The organism is Serratia sp. L9, assembly GCF_050632285.1.
Taxonomy (GTDB): domain Bacteria; phylum Pseudomonadota; class Gammaproteobacteria; order Enterobacterales; family Enterobacteriaceae; genus Chania.
Genome location: NZ_CP192591.1, coordinates 4,137,114 through 4,153,265, shown reverse-complemented (window position 1 = coordinate 4,153,265; position 16,152 = coordinate 4,137,114). Strand labels below are relative to the sequence as shown.

Sequence of the window (16,152 nt, the reverse complement as noted above, 5' to 3'; positions counted from 1 at the left end):
CGGATCACTCTTTCTCTACTGTCGCCAATTGCTGCGCGGCTTTTTTGCTTTCACACGGGCTAAAGCGGCGGCCACGGCGGCCTTGCGGGGGTCTTCCTGCTCATCCGGTGTTGGCGCTTCAGGCTGTAGCTGCGCGGCTTTTTTGCTTTCACACGGGCCAAGGCGGCGGCCACGGCAGCTTTGCGGGGGTCTTCCTGCTCATCCGCTGTTGGCGCTTCCGGCTGTAGCTGCGCGGCTTTTTTGCTTTCACACGGGCCAAAGCGGCGGCAACGGCGGCCTTGCGGGGGTCGTCTTCAAGAACCGTTGAAGCAGGCTTCTGATCCTCTGTCAGCGCAGCCTTCTTGGCTTTGACTCGTGCCAAAGCCGCTGCAACCGCCACTTTGCGGGGATCTTCATCCGTTGGCGCAGTGACGGTTGGTGCTTCTTGAGCCATTTGTTGAGCCTTACGCTCTCTGGCCTGTGCTTTTCGCGCTTCACGGGCCGCGATAGCCGCACTGTTATCCGGCTCCTGGCCGTTAGCAATGACGGCAACGGCCTCATTATTCTTGCTGCGAACCCGCAACAAGGCAGCCTGAACGGCTCCCTGATCGCTATCGGTCAGCTTCACTGCCGCCTTTTTATGGCGTTCTTCTCGTGCCAGTTTTTCCCGCTCTAAACGGGCTAGCTTGGCTTCATAACGCGCCTTGGCCTCTGCGGTACGTGCCGCTTCCTGATCCAGTGCGTTAATCTCGGCCTTTTCCTGGCGATAATACTGTACCAGCGGAATATTGCTGGGGCAGACATAGGCGCAGGCACCGCATTCAATGCAGTCAAACAGATTGTGGTTGCGGGCTTTCTCGTGTTCTTCGCCACGGCTGAACCAATAAAGCTGTTGTGGCAGCAGCCCGGCGGGGCAGGCATCGACACATAACCCGCAGCGGATACAGGACTGCTCCGGTTCTTGTGGCGTCATCTCGCTGACCGTGGGTGCCAGCAAACAGTTACTGATTTTGACTATCGGCACATTCAACGCAGGCAGGGTGAAGCCCATCAACGGGCCGCCCATGATCACCATTTGCTGAGGCTGTGGCTGGAAACCGCCAAAGTTCAACAGATGCCGGACCGGCGTACCCAGGCGTGCCCAGACATTACCTGGCTTACTCATGGCTTCGCCGGTCAAGGTGACCACGCGTTCAATTAACGGCTCACCATCAACAATGGCCCGCTTGATGGCAAAAGCGGTACCGACGTTTTGCATTAACACGCCGATGGTTGAAGAACGCTTGCCATGGGGCACTTCTTTACCCGTCAGGATCTTGGTTAACTGCTTGGCGCCACCGGAAGGATACTTGGTGGGGATCACCCGCAGGGTAATGTCGTTGTGATCGCGCAAGGCGATTTTCAATGCAGCAATCGCTTGCGGTTTATTATCTTCGATACCGATCAGCGTGGTTTTCGGTTGCAGCAGGTGGCGCAGGATCTGGGTGCCTTCGATTATCTGATCGGCGTGTTCCTGCATCAGGCGATCGTCAGCGGTGATATAAGGCTCACATTCGGCCGCATTGAGGATCAGGGTTTCCACCTCTTGGCGGCCACCCTGCAGCTTACTGGCGGTTGGGAAACCCGCACCGCCCAAACCGGCGATGCCAGCCTGATGAATTCGCTGGATAATCTCCGCCGGGTCCAGTTGGCGATAATCCGCCACCGGCATCAGTTCGCACCAACGGTCTTCCCCATCCGGCTCGATAAATACGCACAACTCAGCCAACCCCGAGGGATGTGCGGTTACGTGCGGCTCAATAGCACGGATGGTTCCGGATGTCGGGGCGTGCACTGGCAAAGTACGGCCACGGCCAAAGGTCAGCGGCTGGCCTTTTAATACGCTATCGCCAGTTTTAACGCATAGCTCGCCTTCAGGCCCCAGATGCTGCTGTAAAGGGACAATAAAAACCTCGGGCAAGGGAAGCACGCGCAGCGGCACACCGCTGGACTGGATTTTCATTTCCGGTGGATGAATGCCACCATCAAAATCCCAGATCCGATCTTTTTTAAAGGCGGTGAACAGATTAAACATGTTGCTCCACGTGGATCACTTGCACCGGAATGGTTTTCATATCCCACTTCCAACTGGCGGTAGTGGTGGCGACCGGTATCATTTCAATACAATCGGTTGGACAAGGCGCGACGCACAGATCGCAGCCGGTACAAAGATCGGTTATCACCGTGTGCATGGCGCGGGTAGCGCCAACAATGGCGTCGACCGGGCAGGCCTGAATGCATTTGGTGCAACCGATACAGTTGGCTTCGTCGATAAATGCTACTTTGCGCACCGGCTCAGCGATAGCTTCATCACCCTCCAAGGGTTGAGGTTCCACGTTAAGCAACTCTGCCAGTTTGAGCATGACCTGCTCCCCACCGGGGGCACATTTGTTGATCATCTCGCCATTGGCAACGGCTTCGGCATACGGGCGGCAGCCTGGGTAACCACATTGGCCGCACTGGCTTTGCGGCAGGATCTCATCTACCTGCTCGGCAACCGGATCTTCCTCCACCTCAAAGCGGCGCGCGGCAAAGCCCAGCAACACGCCAAACAGCAACCCCAATGCGCTTAATGCGGCAATCGCAATCCACAAGGCCGTCATTAGAATTTCACCAAACCGGTAAAGCCCATAAAGGCCAGGGACATCAAGCCTGCGGTGATCAGCGCGATGGAAGAGCCACGGAAGGGGGCCGGCACGTCGGCAACCGCCAGGCGTTCGCGGATGGCGGCAAACAGTACCATCACCAACGAGAAGCCAGCAGCGGCGCTGAAGCCATAAACCGCAGACTGCAGGAAGTTATAGCCCAGATTCACGTTAAGCAAGGCAACGCCCAGAACGGCGCAGTTGGTGGTGATCAGCGGCAGGAAAATCCCCAGCAGACGATACAACGCCGGGCTGGTTTTGCGCACAACCATTTCGGTGAATTGCACCACAACCGCGATCACCAGTATGAAGGACAGCGTGCGCAGATACACCAGATCCAGCGGGATCAGGATAAAGCTGTTGATCAACCAGGCGCAAACTGAAGCCAGCGTCATGACGAAAGTGGTAGCCATGCCCATACCGATGGCACTTTCCAGTTTTTGGAAACACCCATAAATGGGCACAGGCCCAGAAATTTCACCAGGACAAAGTTATTCACCAGCACGGTGCCGACAAACAGGAGCAGGTATTCGGTCATTGCAATGCCTAAAAAATAAAAGCCGCCTATTATCGGGAATCGGCGGCATAACGACAACATATGAATCGCAGGGGTATTGCGATTTCTTGTCTATTTTGATGAAAATTTACACAGCGAGGCGTGCAAATCGTGCCTTACAGCCCTTATTTTTCGGTAAAAGTACCTTTAACCCGCTTGGAACGCTTCATATAGGGCACCAACAGTGCTGCCATCACCAACGGCCACAGCAGGCTGCGCACTGCCAGTTCATCAGACACCGGCGAAAAGGCAAAAGCTTTGATGGCCAATAATACGGTGATCAGCAACCACACCAGAAACAGCTTGGGAAAACGCTGGGAACGCTGGCAGAACAGCCACAATAAATACAGCGTGAAACACCACATAATCAGCGAAGTGAGCACCGAGAGATACCATTGCAGGGTGAAGGCTTCGGCATTGGTGATCAGGTAATCGCGCGATTCCGGCATAAAAATGGCCATGCCGTACAGCATCAGCATCAGGCTTGCGCTGAGCAGGGTGACGATCAGATAGGCCATGGGGGCCAGTAGCCAACCGCCGATGCGGGAAAATTCGGCTTGGTTCATAACGATTTCCTAAGTGGTATACCCGTCGTCTTTCACGCTGCCGCGTTGTTAGCTGCAACTCGAAATTCACAGGGTATAGATTAAAGCAATGTGCGAGAGTAAGGGGAAATCAATGTCTGAATCAAGGTTATGAGCATTTTGGCAACAAAAAATGCCAGTCAGGTTCAGTTGACTGGCAGGGGAGCTGAAAAAGCTCTGGGGTTACAGGATCAACGTTGCGCAGCGTTGCTGGCGATCAGTTTCTGATACCAGAAGAAGCTCTTCTTACGCTGGCGCGCCAGCGCCTTATTATGGTCGACGTAGACAAAACCATACTGTTTCTGGAAACCATTGAGCCAGCTCAGCAGATCGATAAACGACCAAGGATAGTAGCCGCGCACGTCTGCCCCCTGTTTGATGGCATCTTCGATCGCGCCAATGTGCTGGCGCAGATAATCGATACGATCGTCATCCACCACTTCGCCATTGATGATCGGGTCTTTGGCTCCCAGGCCGTTTTCGGTGATATAGATAGGGATATCACCATAGCGCGCCTTGATATTCATAATGCCTTCGGTAAGACCCTGCGGGTAGATCTCCCAGTCCCAATCGGTATACACGCCGTTAGGGTTACGAACAAACTTGAACAGCCCTTTAAAGCCGAATTCATTACCCTGCTGGTGGCCACTGCCTTTCTCGCCGGTGGTATTAATGGTCAGGTGTGATCCCTGGTTGTTGGCCGCGATGGTTTCACGCTTGTAGTAGTTCAGGCCGATAAAGTCACAGATATTGTCACGCAGCAGTTGCTCATCACCCTGGGCAAATTGCGGAACGCCCCACAGTGCCTGAGTCTGTGCCAGCAGTTCAGCCGGGTATTCACCTTTCAGCACCGGATCGTACAGCCAGTGGGTAAAGATCCCTTCGGCCAGTTGATAGGCCGCCAGATCTTCAGGGGATTGGCTGAGTGGAGTATGGGTCTGCAATACGTTTACAAAGCCGATTTGCCCTTGGATACCACTGGTGCGGAATGCCGCTACCGCTTTGGCGTGGGCTACAAATACGTGGTGGCAGGCCTGGATGGCGCGCGCCGGGCTTTGCACACCCGGTGGGTGGCCGCCGGTGATATAACCAAAACCGATAAAGCATACGGTTTCATTGAAGGTTGACCAGAGTTTGACACGATCGCCGTAACGCTGGTAACACAGGCGGGCGTACTCCTCGAAGGCCTCAGCGGTGCTGCGTGCTTCCCAACCGCCTTCATCCTGCAATGCCTGTGGCAGATCCCAATGATACAGGGTGATCATCGGCTCAATGTTGTGTTCCAGCAGCGCATCAATCAAATCACTGTAGAACTTGACCCCGGCTTCATTGATCTTGCCACGGCCTTGCGGCAGCAGGCGAGGCCAGGAAATAGAGAAACGATAGCTCTGCATCCCCATTTCAGCCATCAGTGCCACGTCTTCACGGAAGCGATGATAGTGATCGACAGCAACGTCACCGTTGGTGCCCTGATAAGTGGTACCGGGCAGGTGGGAGAAGGTATCCCAGATAGAAGGGCCTTTGCCATCGGCATCGTGTGCGCCTTCAACCTGATACGCCGCGGTAGCCGCGCCCCAGAGGAACGATTTCGGGAAAGCAGACATAACTATTCTCTCTCTAGATGAAAAACACTGAGCATAGTTTAGGCTGAGTCGAAATGTGTTTGCAACCGGTTTCTGAAACCGGTTGCAGTATTGTGAAATGCTTAACGACGGTTCAGTTGGTAATAGGCTTCATTCCAACGGATTTCGTTTTTGAAGGCTGGCAGGGTGGTGTCATTGTCGATCAGCAGGAACTCGATATTGTGCATCTCGGCGTACAGGCGCAGATAATCGGCATTCAGCGATTGTGAGAACACGGTATGGTGTGCGCCACCCGCCAGGATCCAGGCCTCTGCCGCGGTTGCCAGCGTTGGCTGAGCGTGCCAGATAGCCCGCGCCACCGGCAGTTTTGGCAATGGGTGCGGCTGCTCAATGGTGTCAACCTGGTTGACCAACAGGCGGAAACGATCGCCCATGTCGATCAGGCTGGCATTGACCGCCGGACCTGCCGGGGTAGAGAAGATCAGACGAGCCGGGTCGGCCTTGCCGCCAATACCCAGGTATTGAATATCCAGCAGCGGTTTTTTCTCTTTGGCGATCGACGGGCAGACTTCCAACATGTGTGAGCCCACAACCAGATCGTTACCCGGCTGGAAGTTGTAGGTGTAATCTTCCATAAATGAGGTGCCGCCGTTTAACCCGCTACCCATCACTTTCAGGATGCGCAGCAGGGCCGCCGTTTTCCAGTCGCCTTCGCCGCCAAAACCGTAGCCTTGCTGCATCAGGCGCTGTACCGCCAGGCCCGGCAACTGTTTCATGCCGTGCAGATCTTCAAAGTTGGTAGTAAACGCCCGGAACTGACCCTGCTCAAGGAAGCGTTTCATCCCCAGTTCAATACGCGCCGCATCGATCAGGTTTTCGCGTTTGGCTCCCTGGCTTTTCACTGCATCGGTCAGCTCATAGCTGGCTTCGTACTCTTCGATCAGGGTATCAACCTCGCCCTTGCTGACTTCGTTGATCACGCTGACCAAATCGCCGATACCGTAAGCGTTGACGGAATAGCCAAACTGGATCTGTGCGCCGACCTTATCGCCTTCTGTGACTGCGACCTGGCGCATGTTGTCGCCAAAACGGGCGACTTTCAGCTGTTGGCTTTCCTGCTTGGCGTTGGCGACACGCATCCACTGGGCGATACGCGCCTGAGCCTGTTTGTCCTGCCAGTGGCCAGCGATAACGCTATGCTGCTGGCGCATACGGGCACCGATAAAGCCGAACTCGCGGCCACCGTGAGCGGTCTGGTTGAGGTTCATAAAGTCCATATCCATGCTGTCCCAAGGGATCTCGGCATTGAACTGGGTGTGGAACTGCAACAGCGGTTTATGGAGGATCGACAGACCGGCAATCCACATCTTGGCCGGTGAGAAGGTATGCAGCCAGGTAAGGATACCGATACAATCCTGGTGATAATTGGCATCACGGCAGACGGCGGTGATTTCATCTGGTGTAGTGACCAGCGGTTTCAGCACCAGCTTCACCGGCAATCCGGCTTCACGGTTCAGGCTGTTGACCACCAGCTCGGCGTTTTCTTTTACCTGTTGCAGGGTTTTGGGGCCATACAGATGCTGGCTGCCAATCACGAACCACACTTCACGCTGTTTAAACACGTCCATCAGAGACTCCTGAATATTTCGGTTTGTTGAGCTGGGGCGGTTGCGCCCCGGCGTATTAATCTTTGGCAAAGCGTGGCTCTGCGGTCTGGCACCATTGCTGATAGCGTTCATATAATTGCTGATAGCGCGCAACGTTTTGCGGTTCGGGTTGCAAGGTGCGCTCGATGCTGCAGGCCATATGCTGCTGCGCCAATGGTACATTGCTGAAATGCCCGGCGGCGACGGCGGCGAAAATGGCAGCCCCCAGCGCGCAGCATTGGTCGGAAGCCACAATCTGTAGCGGGCGGTTCATCACATCGGCACAAACCTGCATGATGACCGGGGATTTGCGGGCAATGCCGCCTAATGCCAGCACGTTGTCTACAGGAATATCCTGCTGCTCAAAACATTCCATGATCGCGCGGGCGCCAAAGGCGGTAGCGGCAATAAAGCCACCGAATAAGGTCGGGGCGTCAGTACCGAGGTTGAGATCGGTGATCACGCCTTTCAGGCGCTGGTTGGCATAAGGGGTGCGGCGGCCATTGAACCAATCCAGCACGACCGGCAGATGGTCAAGCGAAGGGTTCCTGGCCCAGGCCGTGGTCAGTGCGGCCAGCATGCCGCTTTCAATTTGCTGCAGTTGCGCCTGCAATTGCGGCTGGGTTTTGGCGGCTTCACGCAATGGCCAGCTCAGCAGGTGGCTGAACCAGGCATACATATCGCCAAAAGCGGATTGTCCCGCTTCCATACCGATGGTTTGCGGCACCACGCTGCCGTCCACTTGGCCGCAAATCCCGGCGATGGCACGGTCACCCACGCGTTCGCGATCGGCTATCAGGATGTCGCAGGTTGAAGTGCCAATCACTTTTACCAGCGTGTAAGGTTGCGCGCCCGCACCGACGGCTCCCATATGGCAATCGAAGGCACCGCCGGAAAGCACTACGCTTTCTGGCAGACCGAGCCGTTCGGCCCAGGCTTTGGTCAGGTTACCTACCGGCAGATCGGCGGTGTAGGAGCCGGTAAACAGCGGGTAGGGCAAATCTTCGATCAGCAAAGGATCCAGAGCCGCAAAGAAAGCTTTCGGCGGCAAGCCACCCCAATCGGGATGCCACAGGGTTTTATGGCCTACGCTACAGCGGCCACGTTTCAGCCGATGTGGGGCGGTGGTGCCGGATAGCAATGCAGGTACCCAGTCGCACAGTTCCACCCAGGAGGCTGCCGCTTTGCGTACTGCCTCGTCCTGGCGTGATACGTGCAGGATCTTGGCCCAGAACCATTCGGAAGAGTAGACCCCGCCGATATAGCGGGAATAGTCAGGGAAGGTTCCGCTGCGGCACAACTGATTAATGGCATCAGCTTCTTCAATGGCGGTGTGATCTTTCCACAGCACAAACATGGCGTTCGGGTTACTGCTAAATTCCGGCCGCAGCGCCAGAACATCGCCGTTTTCGTCGATGGGGGCAGGCGTCGAGCCGGTGGAGTCTACCCCGATCCCGACTACCGCCAGGCGTTGCTCGGGGCTCATGCGTTGCACCACGGCAACGATGGCCTGTTCCATCGCTTCTATATAGTCGAGTGGGTGATGGCGGAACTGGTTATCCGCGGCCTGGCAGAAATCGCCCCGCTGCCAGCGGGGGTAGTAAACCACTTCGGTGTCCAGTTCATTGCCGTTATGACATTCGACAGCCAGTACTCGCACTGAATCGCTGCCGAAGTCCAGACCCAGGGCAATTGCGCCTGCCGTCATGATGCTGACTCCTTATTTGTTAGGTTATGGTTAACGATAGGAGTGTGGCGAGCAGTCAGGTGAGGAGTCATTAGCTGGAAGTATGTACTTTTCTGCTTCCTGCAGTGATTTTGTGATGGCTGTCAAAAGTTGGTGCTTGGCCTAAGTGGCTAAATATATGCACATACCTGCTGTAATTCTTGGATGTGATAGCGCTCTACATTTAAGTAACAAATAACCGCTAAAACTGTTCCCGTCTTACCCACTGTAACGACATAAAACGCGAAAACAGGCGCTTGTCGTTACAGCACCAACTAATGATAACGCTTTCATGGCAGACGGACCCCCCTGCCGAAAAGAGCAAAACAGCGGAGAGTACCATGCATAAATTCACTAAGGCATTGGCAGTCATCGGCCTGACGGCAGTTATGTCACATTCGGCTATTGCCGAGTCCATGAAGCTGGGCTTTTTAGTTAAACAACCAGAAGAACCCTGGTTCCAGACCGAATGGAAGTTTGCCGATAAGGCTGGGAAAGACCTCGGTTTTGAAGTGATCAAAATTGCAGTACCTGACGGTGAGAAAACCCTGAATGCCATCGACAGCCTGGCGGCCAGCGGGGCCAAAGGCTTTGTTATCTGTACCCCGGATCCCAAACTCGGCTCGGCGATCGTAGCCAAGGCGCGCAGTTACGATCTGAAAGTGATCGCGGTTGACGATCAGTTCGTCAACGCCAAAGGCAAACCAATGGACAGCGTGCCGTTGGTGATGATGGCGGCCACCAAGATTGGCGAGCGCCAAGGCCAGGAACTGTGGAAAGAGATGAACAAGCGCGGTTGGCAAGTGGCTGAGACCGGCGTGATGGCGATCACCTCTGATGAGTTGGATACCGCACGCCGCCGCACTGGCGGCTCAATGGAAGCGCTGAAATCCGCAGGCTTCCCGGAAAAGCAGATTTACAAGGTTCCAACCAAATCCAACGATATTCCTGGGGCGTTCGATGCCGCCAACTCGATGTTGGTACAGCATCCTGAAGTGAAAAACTGGCTGATCGTTGGCATGAACGACAATACCGTGCTGGGCGGCGTACGCGCCACCGAAGGGCAAGGTTTTAAGGCTCCTAGCGTGATCGGCATTGGCATCAACGGCGTTGATGCGGTGAGTGAACTTTCCAAGGCGCAGGCTACCGGCTTCTACGGTTCGCTGCTGCCAAGCCCGGATGTCCATGGCTACAAAAGTATCCAGATGCTGCACGATTGGGTCGAGAAAGGGGTTGAACCGCAGAAATTTACCGAAGTGACTGATGTGGTGCTGATCACCCGCGATAACTTCAAGGTCGAACTGCAGAAAAAAGGCCTGATGTAAGGGTTATGCCGCCTGCATTACGCAGGCGGCTTTTTAACGAACAGCATGAGGAACGCATTATGACTGCCGTTACGCCCTATTTGGCTTTTAAAGGCATCGGTAAAATCTTCCCGGGCGTCAAGGCGCTGGATGATATCAGCTTCACCTGCCAGGCCGGGCAGATCCACGCGTTGATGGGGGAGAATGGGGCGGGGAAATCGACGCTGCTGAAAATCCTCAGCGGCAATTACGCCCCGAGCCAGGGCGAAATTTATCTTCAGGGGCAAGCGGTGCAGTTTGCCAACACCACCGAAGCGTTGGACGCCGGGGTGGCGATTATCTATCAGGAACTGCACCTGGTACCGGAAATGACAGTGGCCGAGAATATCTATCTGGGTCAGTTGCCCACCAGATTCGGGATGGTGGATCGCAAACTGCTGCGTTATGAGGCGGGGTTACAGCTGGAACATCTTGGCCTGGATATCGACCCCGATACGCCGCTGAAATATCTGTCGATTGGCCAGTGGCAAATGGTGGAGATTGCCAAGGCGCTGGCACGCAATGCCAAGGTGATCGCGTTTGATGAACCGACCAGTTCACTGTCGGCCCGTGAAATCGAGCAACTGTTCAGGGTGATCCGCGAGCTGCGCGCCGAAGGGCGGGTGATTTTGTATGTCTCTCACCGCATGGAAGAGATCTTTGCGCTCAGTGACGCCATTACCGTGTTTAAAGATGGCCGCTATGTGCGCACCTTCGACAACATGCAGCAAGTCAACAATGAAGCGCTGGTTCAGGCAATGGTTGGCCGCGATCTTGGCGACGTATACGGCTATCAGCCACGTGAACTGGGGGCGGTGCGGTTGCAGATCGCGCAATTGCAGGCCGCTGGCGTGAAAACCCCTATCAGCCTCAACGTGCGTGCCGGCGAAATTGTCGGTCTGTTTGGCCTGGTCGGGGCCGGGCGTAGTGAATTGATGAAGGGCATTTTTGGTGCAACGCGTGTGGCCGGTGGGCATTTGCTGCTGGATGGCAACGCGCTTGCTATCCGCTCACCGATAGACGCTATCCGCGCAGGCATCATGCTGTGCCCGGAAGACCGCAAGGCAGACGGCATCATCCCGGTGCACTCGGTGCGCGATAACATCAACATCAGCGCACGGCGTAAAAGCATCAAGGCGGGTTGCCTGATTGATAACACCTGGGAAGCCAGCAATGCCGATCACCACATTCGTGCGTTGAATATCAAAACCCCAAGTGCCGAGCAATTGATTATGAACCTCTCGGGCGGTAACCAGCAAAAAGCGATCCTTGGCCGCTGGCTGTCGGAAGAGATGAAAGTGATCCTGCTCGATGAACCGACACGCGGCATCGACGTCGGGGCCAAACATGAAATCTACCATGTGATCTATCAATTGGCGCAGCAGGGCATCGCGGTGCTGTTCGCCTCCAGTGATTTACCCGAAGTGCTGGGGCTGGCGGATCGCATCATCGTGATGCGTGAAGGGGCGATTTCCGGTGAGTTATCCCATGTTGAAGCCACTGAGGAAAAAGCCCTCAGCCTGGCGATGTTAAGTACCCCCGAATACGCTGCGGCGGTGGCCTGATTGTGAAGGAGAAAGAGATGTCGTCCATGACAACCAATTCTGTGAAAAACCGTGGCAGCCTTGGGCTGGCGCGTATCTGGGACAGTTACGGCATGCTGGTGGTGTTCGCAGTGCTGTTTATTGGCTGTGTGCTGTTTGTGCCGAATTTTGGCAGTTTTATCAATATGAAAGGCCTGGGTCTGGCGATCTCCATGTCCGGCATGGTGGCATGCGGCATGCTGTTCTGCCTGGCTTCCGGTGATTTTGACCTTTCGGTTGCTTCGGTCATTGCCTGCGCCGGGGTGACTACCGCAGTGGTGATCAACATGACCGAAAGCCTGTGGATTGGCGTAGCGGCCGGTTTACTGCTCGGTGTGCTTTCTGGCTTGATTAATGGCTTTGTGATCGCCCGCCTGAAGATCAATGCCTTGATCACCACCCTGGCTACCATGCAGATATTCCGTGGCCTGGCTTATATCATTTCTGATGGTAAAGCGGTGGGTATCGAAGATGAGCGTTTCTTTGCCCTGGGTTATGCCAACTGGTTTGGGCTGCCCGCGCCGATCTGGATCACCGTGGCCTGCCTGATCCTGTTTGGCTTCTTGCTGAATAAAACCACCTTTGGCCGTAACACCCTGGCTATTGGCGGCAACGAAGAGGCGGCCCGTCTGGCTGGGGTGCCGGTGGTTCGCACCAAGATCATTATCTTTATCCTTTCCGGGCTGGTGTCCGCCGCTGCTGGCATTATTCTGGCTTCGCGCATGACCAGCGGCCAGCCGATGACCTCTATCGGCTATGAGCTGATTGTCATTTCCGCCTGCGTACTGGGAGGCGTTTCGCTCAAGGGGGCATCGGCAAGATTTCCTATGTTATCGCCGGGATCCTGATCCTGGGGACGGTGGAGAATGCCATGAACCTGCTGAATATTTCGCCGTTCTCACAGTATGTGGTGCGCGGTGTGATCCTGCTGGCGGCGGTGATCTTTGACCGCTACAAGCAGAAAGCGAAGCGCACGGCTTAACGCAATACATCACAGTTTTGAGATTGCGGTGAGCAGCATCCTGCTGGCTTGATAAACTTGATTTAGAGAAATACAGGGATAGATGTACGCAATGCTTGCCGTTTAAGCAATAACATGCCCAATAATTTATCTCTATGCTTGTGGTGACGCCCTCTCCCCTTTGGGCGAGGGGGCAGGAAGGCCTAACTGACAAGTACGAGGCAGATGTAAGACACCTTTGGAGGCCAGATGTATCATCGCATGGTTCAGGAACCCCAACCGAACCCGCTGTTGCCGGGTTACACCTTTAACGCCTACCTGGTTGCCGGGCTGACGCCGATCATGGCGGATGGACCGCTGGATTTCTTTATCGATCGTCCTGGCGGGATGAAGGGCTATATCCTCAATCTGACCATTAAAGGCCAGGGTAAAGTGTTTGATGGTGAGGATACCTTTTACTGTAATCCTGGCGATCTGTTGCTGTTTCCCCCAAGGCGGCGCATTACTATGGCCGATCGCCAGATAGCGACTGCTGGTATCATCGCTGGGTCTATTTCCGCCCGCGCGCTTATTGGGCCGATTGGCTCGAATGGCACAGTAAAACGCATCAGGTGGGCCGCCTGACGCTGCCCAATAATACCTTGCTGCTGGAGTTTGACCGGCTGTTTGCCAACATTGAGCAGACCCAGCGTTCTGGCCGTCGCTTTGCTGAAGAGATGGGGATGAACCTGTTGGAGCGGCTCTTGCTGCGTTCGATGGAAGAAGATCCGCTCAGCCCGCAGAAGATAATGGATCCCCGGGTGATGGAAGCCTGCCAGTTTATTACCGGCAACCTGGCCGGAGAACTGCGTATTGATGAGGTGGCGCGCCATGTTTGCCTTTCGCCTTCGAGGCTGGCGCATCTGTTCCGTGAACAGGTCGGGATCAATATTCTGCGCTGGCGTGAGGATCAACGGGTGATCCGTGCCAAACTGCTGTTGCAGACCACCCAGGAGTCGATAGCCACCATTGGCCGCGTAGTCGGTTATGACGATCAGCTCTATTTCTCGCGGGTGTTCCGCAAGCGAGTTGGTGTCAGCCCGAGTGATTTTCGCCGCCGTAGTCTGGAGATCAACTATCCAGTGAGCAATTTCCATCAACGGGCGCTGGCTGCTGTCTCCAGTTAACCTAAAATTTACTGCTTGTTCCCGCCCGCGTCATGGTGTCAAATCGGATAATTCCAGATCCCACAGCTTCGAGCGGCAGCATTTCAGGGGCGGTTTTTTCGCCCCGATCCACTTGCCTGCCTGACATTCATTTGGATTACCGCCCTGTATGAGGAAACAAGATGACTGAAAAAATCCGTGTTGGTCTGATAGGTTATGGCTACGCCAGCAAGACGTTTCATGCTCCGTTGATTGTAGGAACCCCTGGCATGGAATTGGCCGCCGTTTCCAGCAGCGATGCCGGTAAAGTCCATGCCGATTGGCCTTCGATGACGGTGGTGAGTGATCCGCAGGCGCTGTTTGATGATCCTTCGATCGACCTGATTGTTATTCCTACCCCTAACGATACCCATTTCCCGCTGGCGCAACAGGCGATGGCGGCAGGCAAGCATGTGGTGGTGGATAAACCGTTTACCGTGACGTTGTCACAAGCGCAGCAGTTGCAGCAACAGGCGGATCAGAGCGGGCTGTTGCTTTCGGTGTTCCATAACCGCCGCTGGGACAGCGATTTTCTGACGCTGAAAACGCTGCTAAAAGAGGGAACCTTGGGTGAAGTGGTCTATTTTGAATCCCATTTCGACCGCTTCCGCCCGGAGGTACGCCAGCGCTGGCGCGAACAAGGCGGGGCTGGTAGCGGCATTTGGTACGATCTGGGGCCACATCTGATCGACCAGGCTTTGCAGCTGTTTGGTATGCCGCAAACGCTGTTTGTCGATCTCGGTGAATTGCGCCCAGGCTCGCAATCGGTGGATTATTTCCATGCGGTACTTAATTATGGCCATCACCGCGTGGTGCTGCACGGCACGGTGTTGGCGGCGGCAGAAACTGCGCGCTACATTGTGCATGGTACGCAGGGCAGCTTTATCAAATATGGCCTTGATCCCCAGGAAGACCGACTGAAAGCCGGTGATCGCCTGCCGCAGGCCGATTGGGGTTATGATATGCGTGACGGAGTTGTGACATTGTCACGTGATGGCATCATGGCGGAAAAGCCGTTGTTGACCCTTCCCGGTAATTATCCAGCCTACTATGCAGCCATCCGTGATGCCGTCAACGGTGATGGTGCCAACCCGGTGCCGGCCAGCGAAGCCATCAAGGTGATGGAGATGATCGAACTGGGTATCGAATCAGCCAAACAGCAAAAAGCGCTGCCGGTAGTTTGATTCGACGAGTGGCAACAGGGTTCAGATTTTGCACTGAACCCTTTTTTTACGATTTAATTTCAGGGGATCCTGTTTAATGTCCTGGTTGCAGCGTTTACGCATCGATAAGTTTTTGCTGGTCCTGTTGGTGGTGGTCCTTCTGGCCTCACTTTTCCCCTGTGAAGGCGTCTGGCAGACCTTCTTTGAACATCTGACCACGGCCGCGATTGCCTTACTGTTCTTTATGCATGGGGCCAAGCTCTCCCGCGAGGCAATCGTTGCCGGAATGAGCCACTGGAAGCTGCATCTGGTGGTGTTCCTCAGTACCTTTGCCCTGTTCCCGTTATTGGGGCTGTCGATGAACCTCCTGGTACCTGGCGTGCTGACGCCGACCGTCTACCTGGGCTTTCTCTATCTGTGTGCCTTACCGGCTACGGTTCAGTCGGCAATTGCCTTTACCTCCGCCGCCGGGGGCAATGTGGCGGCGGCGATTTGCAGCGCGTCTGCATCCAGCATCCTAGGGGTGTTTTTGTCACCGTTGCTGGTGGGGGCGTTGATGCATACCCAGGGCGGCAATACTGATGTGCTGCACGCGATTGGCGCCATTATCCTGCAACTGATGGTGCCGTTTGTTATCGGCCATCTGGCGCGGCCGTTGATTGGCAAATGGATCGATCGCCACCGCAAACTGATTAACCTCACCGATCGCTCGTCGATATTGCTGGTGGTGTATACCGCGTTCAGCGCGGCGGTGGTCGAGGGGATTTGGCACACTATTGATGGCTGGTCATTGCTGATGATCCTGGTGATGTCGCTGGTGCTGTTGACGGTGGTGCTGATCGTCAACACCTACGCGGCGCGCTGGCTGGGTTTTAATACCGCAGATGAGATAACCATTGTGTTCTGCGGTTCGAAAAAGAGCCTGGCCAACGGCATTCCAATGGCCAACGTGCTGTTCCCGGCCGCAGCGGTTGGTGCGATGGTGCTGCCGTTAATGATCTTCCACCAGGTGCAATTGATGGTGTGCGCGATACTGGCACAGCGCTACGCACGTAAAACTGCCCAGCAGCGGGAAGCTACCGCGGCCAGGAGAGGTTGAGTCGTTTCAACCAGTTGCTTTCATACGCCAGAAACTGCTTCCCGATTGGCCGGGAAGCAGA

Annotated in this window: 9 protein-coding genes and 4 pseudogenes; 6 read left to right on the top strand and 7 right to left on the bottom strand. The window is 55.2% G+C overall.

The window, feature by feature from the left end; genetic code table 11:
* Positions 1–15 precede the first annotated feature (15 nt).
* From rsxC to ACQ86O_RS19705, 7 genes and pseudogenes are all read right to left on the bottom strand, one after another.
* Positions 16–2,053: pseudogene (gene rsxC / locus ACQ86O_RS19735) on the bottom strand (electron transport complex subunit RsxC).
* Complete coding sequence (gene rsxB, locus ACQ86O_RS19730; RefSeq protein WP_431222518.1) at positions 2,046–2,621, bottom strand: electron transport complex subunit RsxB; 576 nt, start codon at positions 2,619–2,621, stop codon at positions 2,046–2,048. Before rsxB ends, rsxC begins: the two are co-directional and overlap by 8 nt.
* Positions 2,621–3,201, bottom strand: a pseudogene (gene rsxA, locus ACQ86O_RS19725) (electron transport complex subunit RsxA). Before rsxA ends, rsxB begins: the two are co-directional and overlap by 1 nt.
* A gap of 143 nt (positions 3,202–3,344) precedes the next feature.
* Positions 3,345–3,785 carry a DUF2569 domain-containing protein gene (locus ACQ86O_RS19720; protein ID WP_431222517.1) on the bottom strand — a complete coding sequence of 147 codons (441 nt, stop codon included), beginning with the start codon at positions 3,783–3,785 and terminating at the stop codon, positions 3,345–3,347.
* A 209-nt stretch (positions 3,786–3,994) separates the two neighbouring features.
* Positions 3,995–5,407 carry a glycoside hydrolase family 1 protein gene (locus ACQ86O_RS19715; RefSeq protein WP_431222516.1) on the bottom strand — a complete coding sequence of 471 codons (1,413 nt, stop codon included), beginning with the start codon at positions 5,405–5,407 and terminating at the stop codon, positions 3,995–3,997.
* Positions 5,408–5,508: 101 nt separating this feature from the next.
* Entirely contained in the window at positions 5,509–7,014 is a 1,506-nt protein-coding gene (araA, locus tag ACQ86O_RS19710; RefSeq protein WP_431222515.1) for an L-arabinose isomerase, read from the bottom strand.
* Positions 7,015–7,069: 55 nt separating this feature from the next.
* A complete protein-coding gene (locus tag ACQ86O_RS19705) occupies positions 7,070–8,740 on the bottom strand; it encodes a ribulokinase (protein WP_431222514.1) in 1,671 nt (556 codons plus the stop codon).
* Positions 8,741–9,099: 359 nt separating this feature from the next.
* Between ACQ86O_RS19705 and ACQ86O_RS19700 the strand changes: the two genes are divergently transcribed.
* The 6 genes and pseudogenes from ACQ86O_RS19700 (at position 9,100) to ACQ86O_RS19675 (ending at position 16,091) form a co-directional block, all read left to right on the top strand.
* On the top strand, positions 9,100–10,083 hold the full coding sequence (locus tag ACQ86O_RS19700; protein ID WP_431222513.1) for an arabinose ABC transporter substrate-binding protein: 984 nt from the start codon (positions 9,100–9,102) through the stop codon (positions 10,081–10,083).
* 59 nt (positions 10,084–10,142) lie between these two features.
* Positions 10,143–11,666: an L-arabinose ABC transporter ATP-binding protein AraG gene (gene araG / locus ACQ86O_RS19695; protein ID WP_431222512.1), complete on the top strand. Its 1,524-nt coding sequence runs from the start codon at positions 10,143–10,145 to the stop codon at positions 11,664–11,666.
* A 26-nt stretch (positions 11,667–11,692) separates the two neighbouring features.
* Positions 11,693–12,666: pseudogene (gene araH / locus ACQ86O_RS19690) on the top strand (L-arabinose ABC transporter permease AraH).
* Between the two features lie 228 nt (positions 12,667–12,894).
* Positions 12,895–13,811: pseudogene (gene araC, locus ACQ86O_RS19685) on the top strand (arabinose operon transcriptional regulator AraC).
* Positions 13,812–13,972: 161 nt separating this feature from the next.
* Positions 13,973–15,013, top strand: a complete 1,041-nt coding sequence (locus tag ACQ86O_RS19680) for an oxidoreductase (RefSeq protein ID WP_431222511.1) — start codon at positions 13,973–13,975, stop codon at positions 15,011–15,013.
* A gap of 76 nt (positions 15,014–15,089) precedes the next feature.
* Positions 15,090–16,091: a bile acid:sodium symporter family protein gene (locus ACQ86O_RS19675; protein ID WP_431222510.1), complete on the top strand. Its 1,002-nt coding sequence runs from the start codon at positions 15,090–15,092 to the stop codon at positions 16,089–16,091.
* Positions 16,092–16,152 lie beyond the last annotated feature (61 nt).

Excerpts from the sequence above, each read along its gene's own strand:
- rsxB (WP_431222518.1), bottom strand. The coding sequence starts at position 2,621 with ATGACGGCCTTGTGGATTGCGATTGCCGCATTAAGCGCATTGGGGTTG.
- ACQ86O_RS19680 (WP_431222511.1), top strand. The coding sequence starts at position 13,973 with ATGACTGAAAAAATCCGTGTTGGTCTGATAGGTTATGGCTACGCCAGC.
- ACQ86O_RS19700 (WP_431222513.1), top strand. The coding sequence starts at position 9,100 with ATGCATAAATTCACTAAGGCATTGGCAGTCATCGGCCTGACGGCAGTT.
- ACQ86O_RS19675 (WP_431222510.1), top strand. The coding sequence starts at position 15,090 with ATGTCCTGGTTGCAGCGTTTACGCATCGATAAGTTTTTGCTGGTCCTG.
- ACQ86O_RS19720 (WP_431222517.1), bottom strand. The coding sequence starts at position 3,785 with ATGAACCAAGCCGAATTTTCCCGCATCGGCGGTTGGCTACTGGCCCCC.
- araG (WP_431222512.1), top strand. The coding sequence starts at position 10,143 with ATGACTGCCGTTACGCCCTATTTGGCTTTTAAAGGCATCGGTAAAATC.
- ACQ86O_RS19715 (WP_431222516.1), bottom strand. The coding sequence starts at position 5,407 with ATGTCTGCTTTCCCGAAATCGTTCCTCTGGGGCGCGGCTACCGCGGCG.
- ACQ86O_RS19705 (WP_431222514.1), bottom strand. The coding sequence starts at position 8,740 with ATGACGGCAGGCGCAATTGCCCTGGGTCTGGACTTCGGCAGCGATTCA.
- araA (WP_431222515.1), bottom strand. The coding sequence starts at position 7,014 with ATGGACGTGTTTAAACAGCGTGAAGTGTGGTTCGTGATTGGCAGCCAG.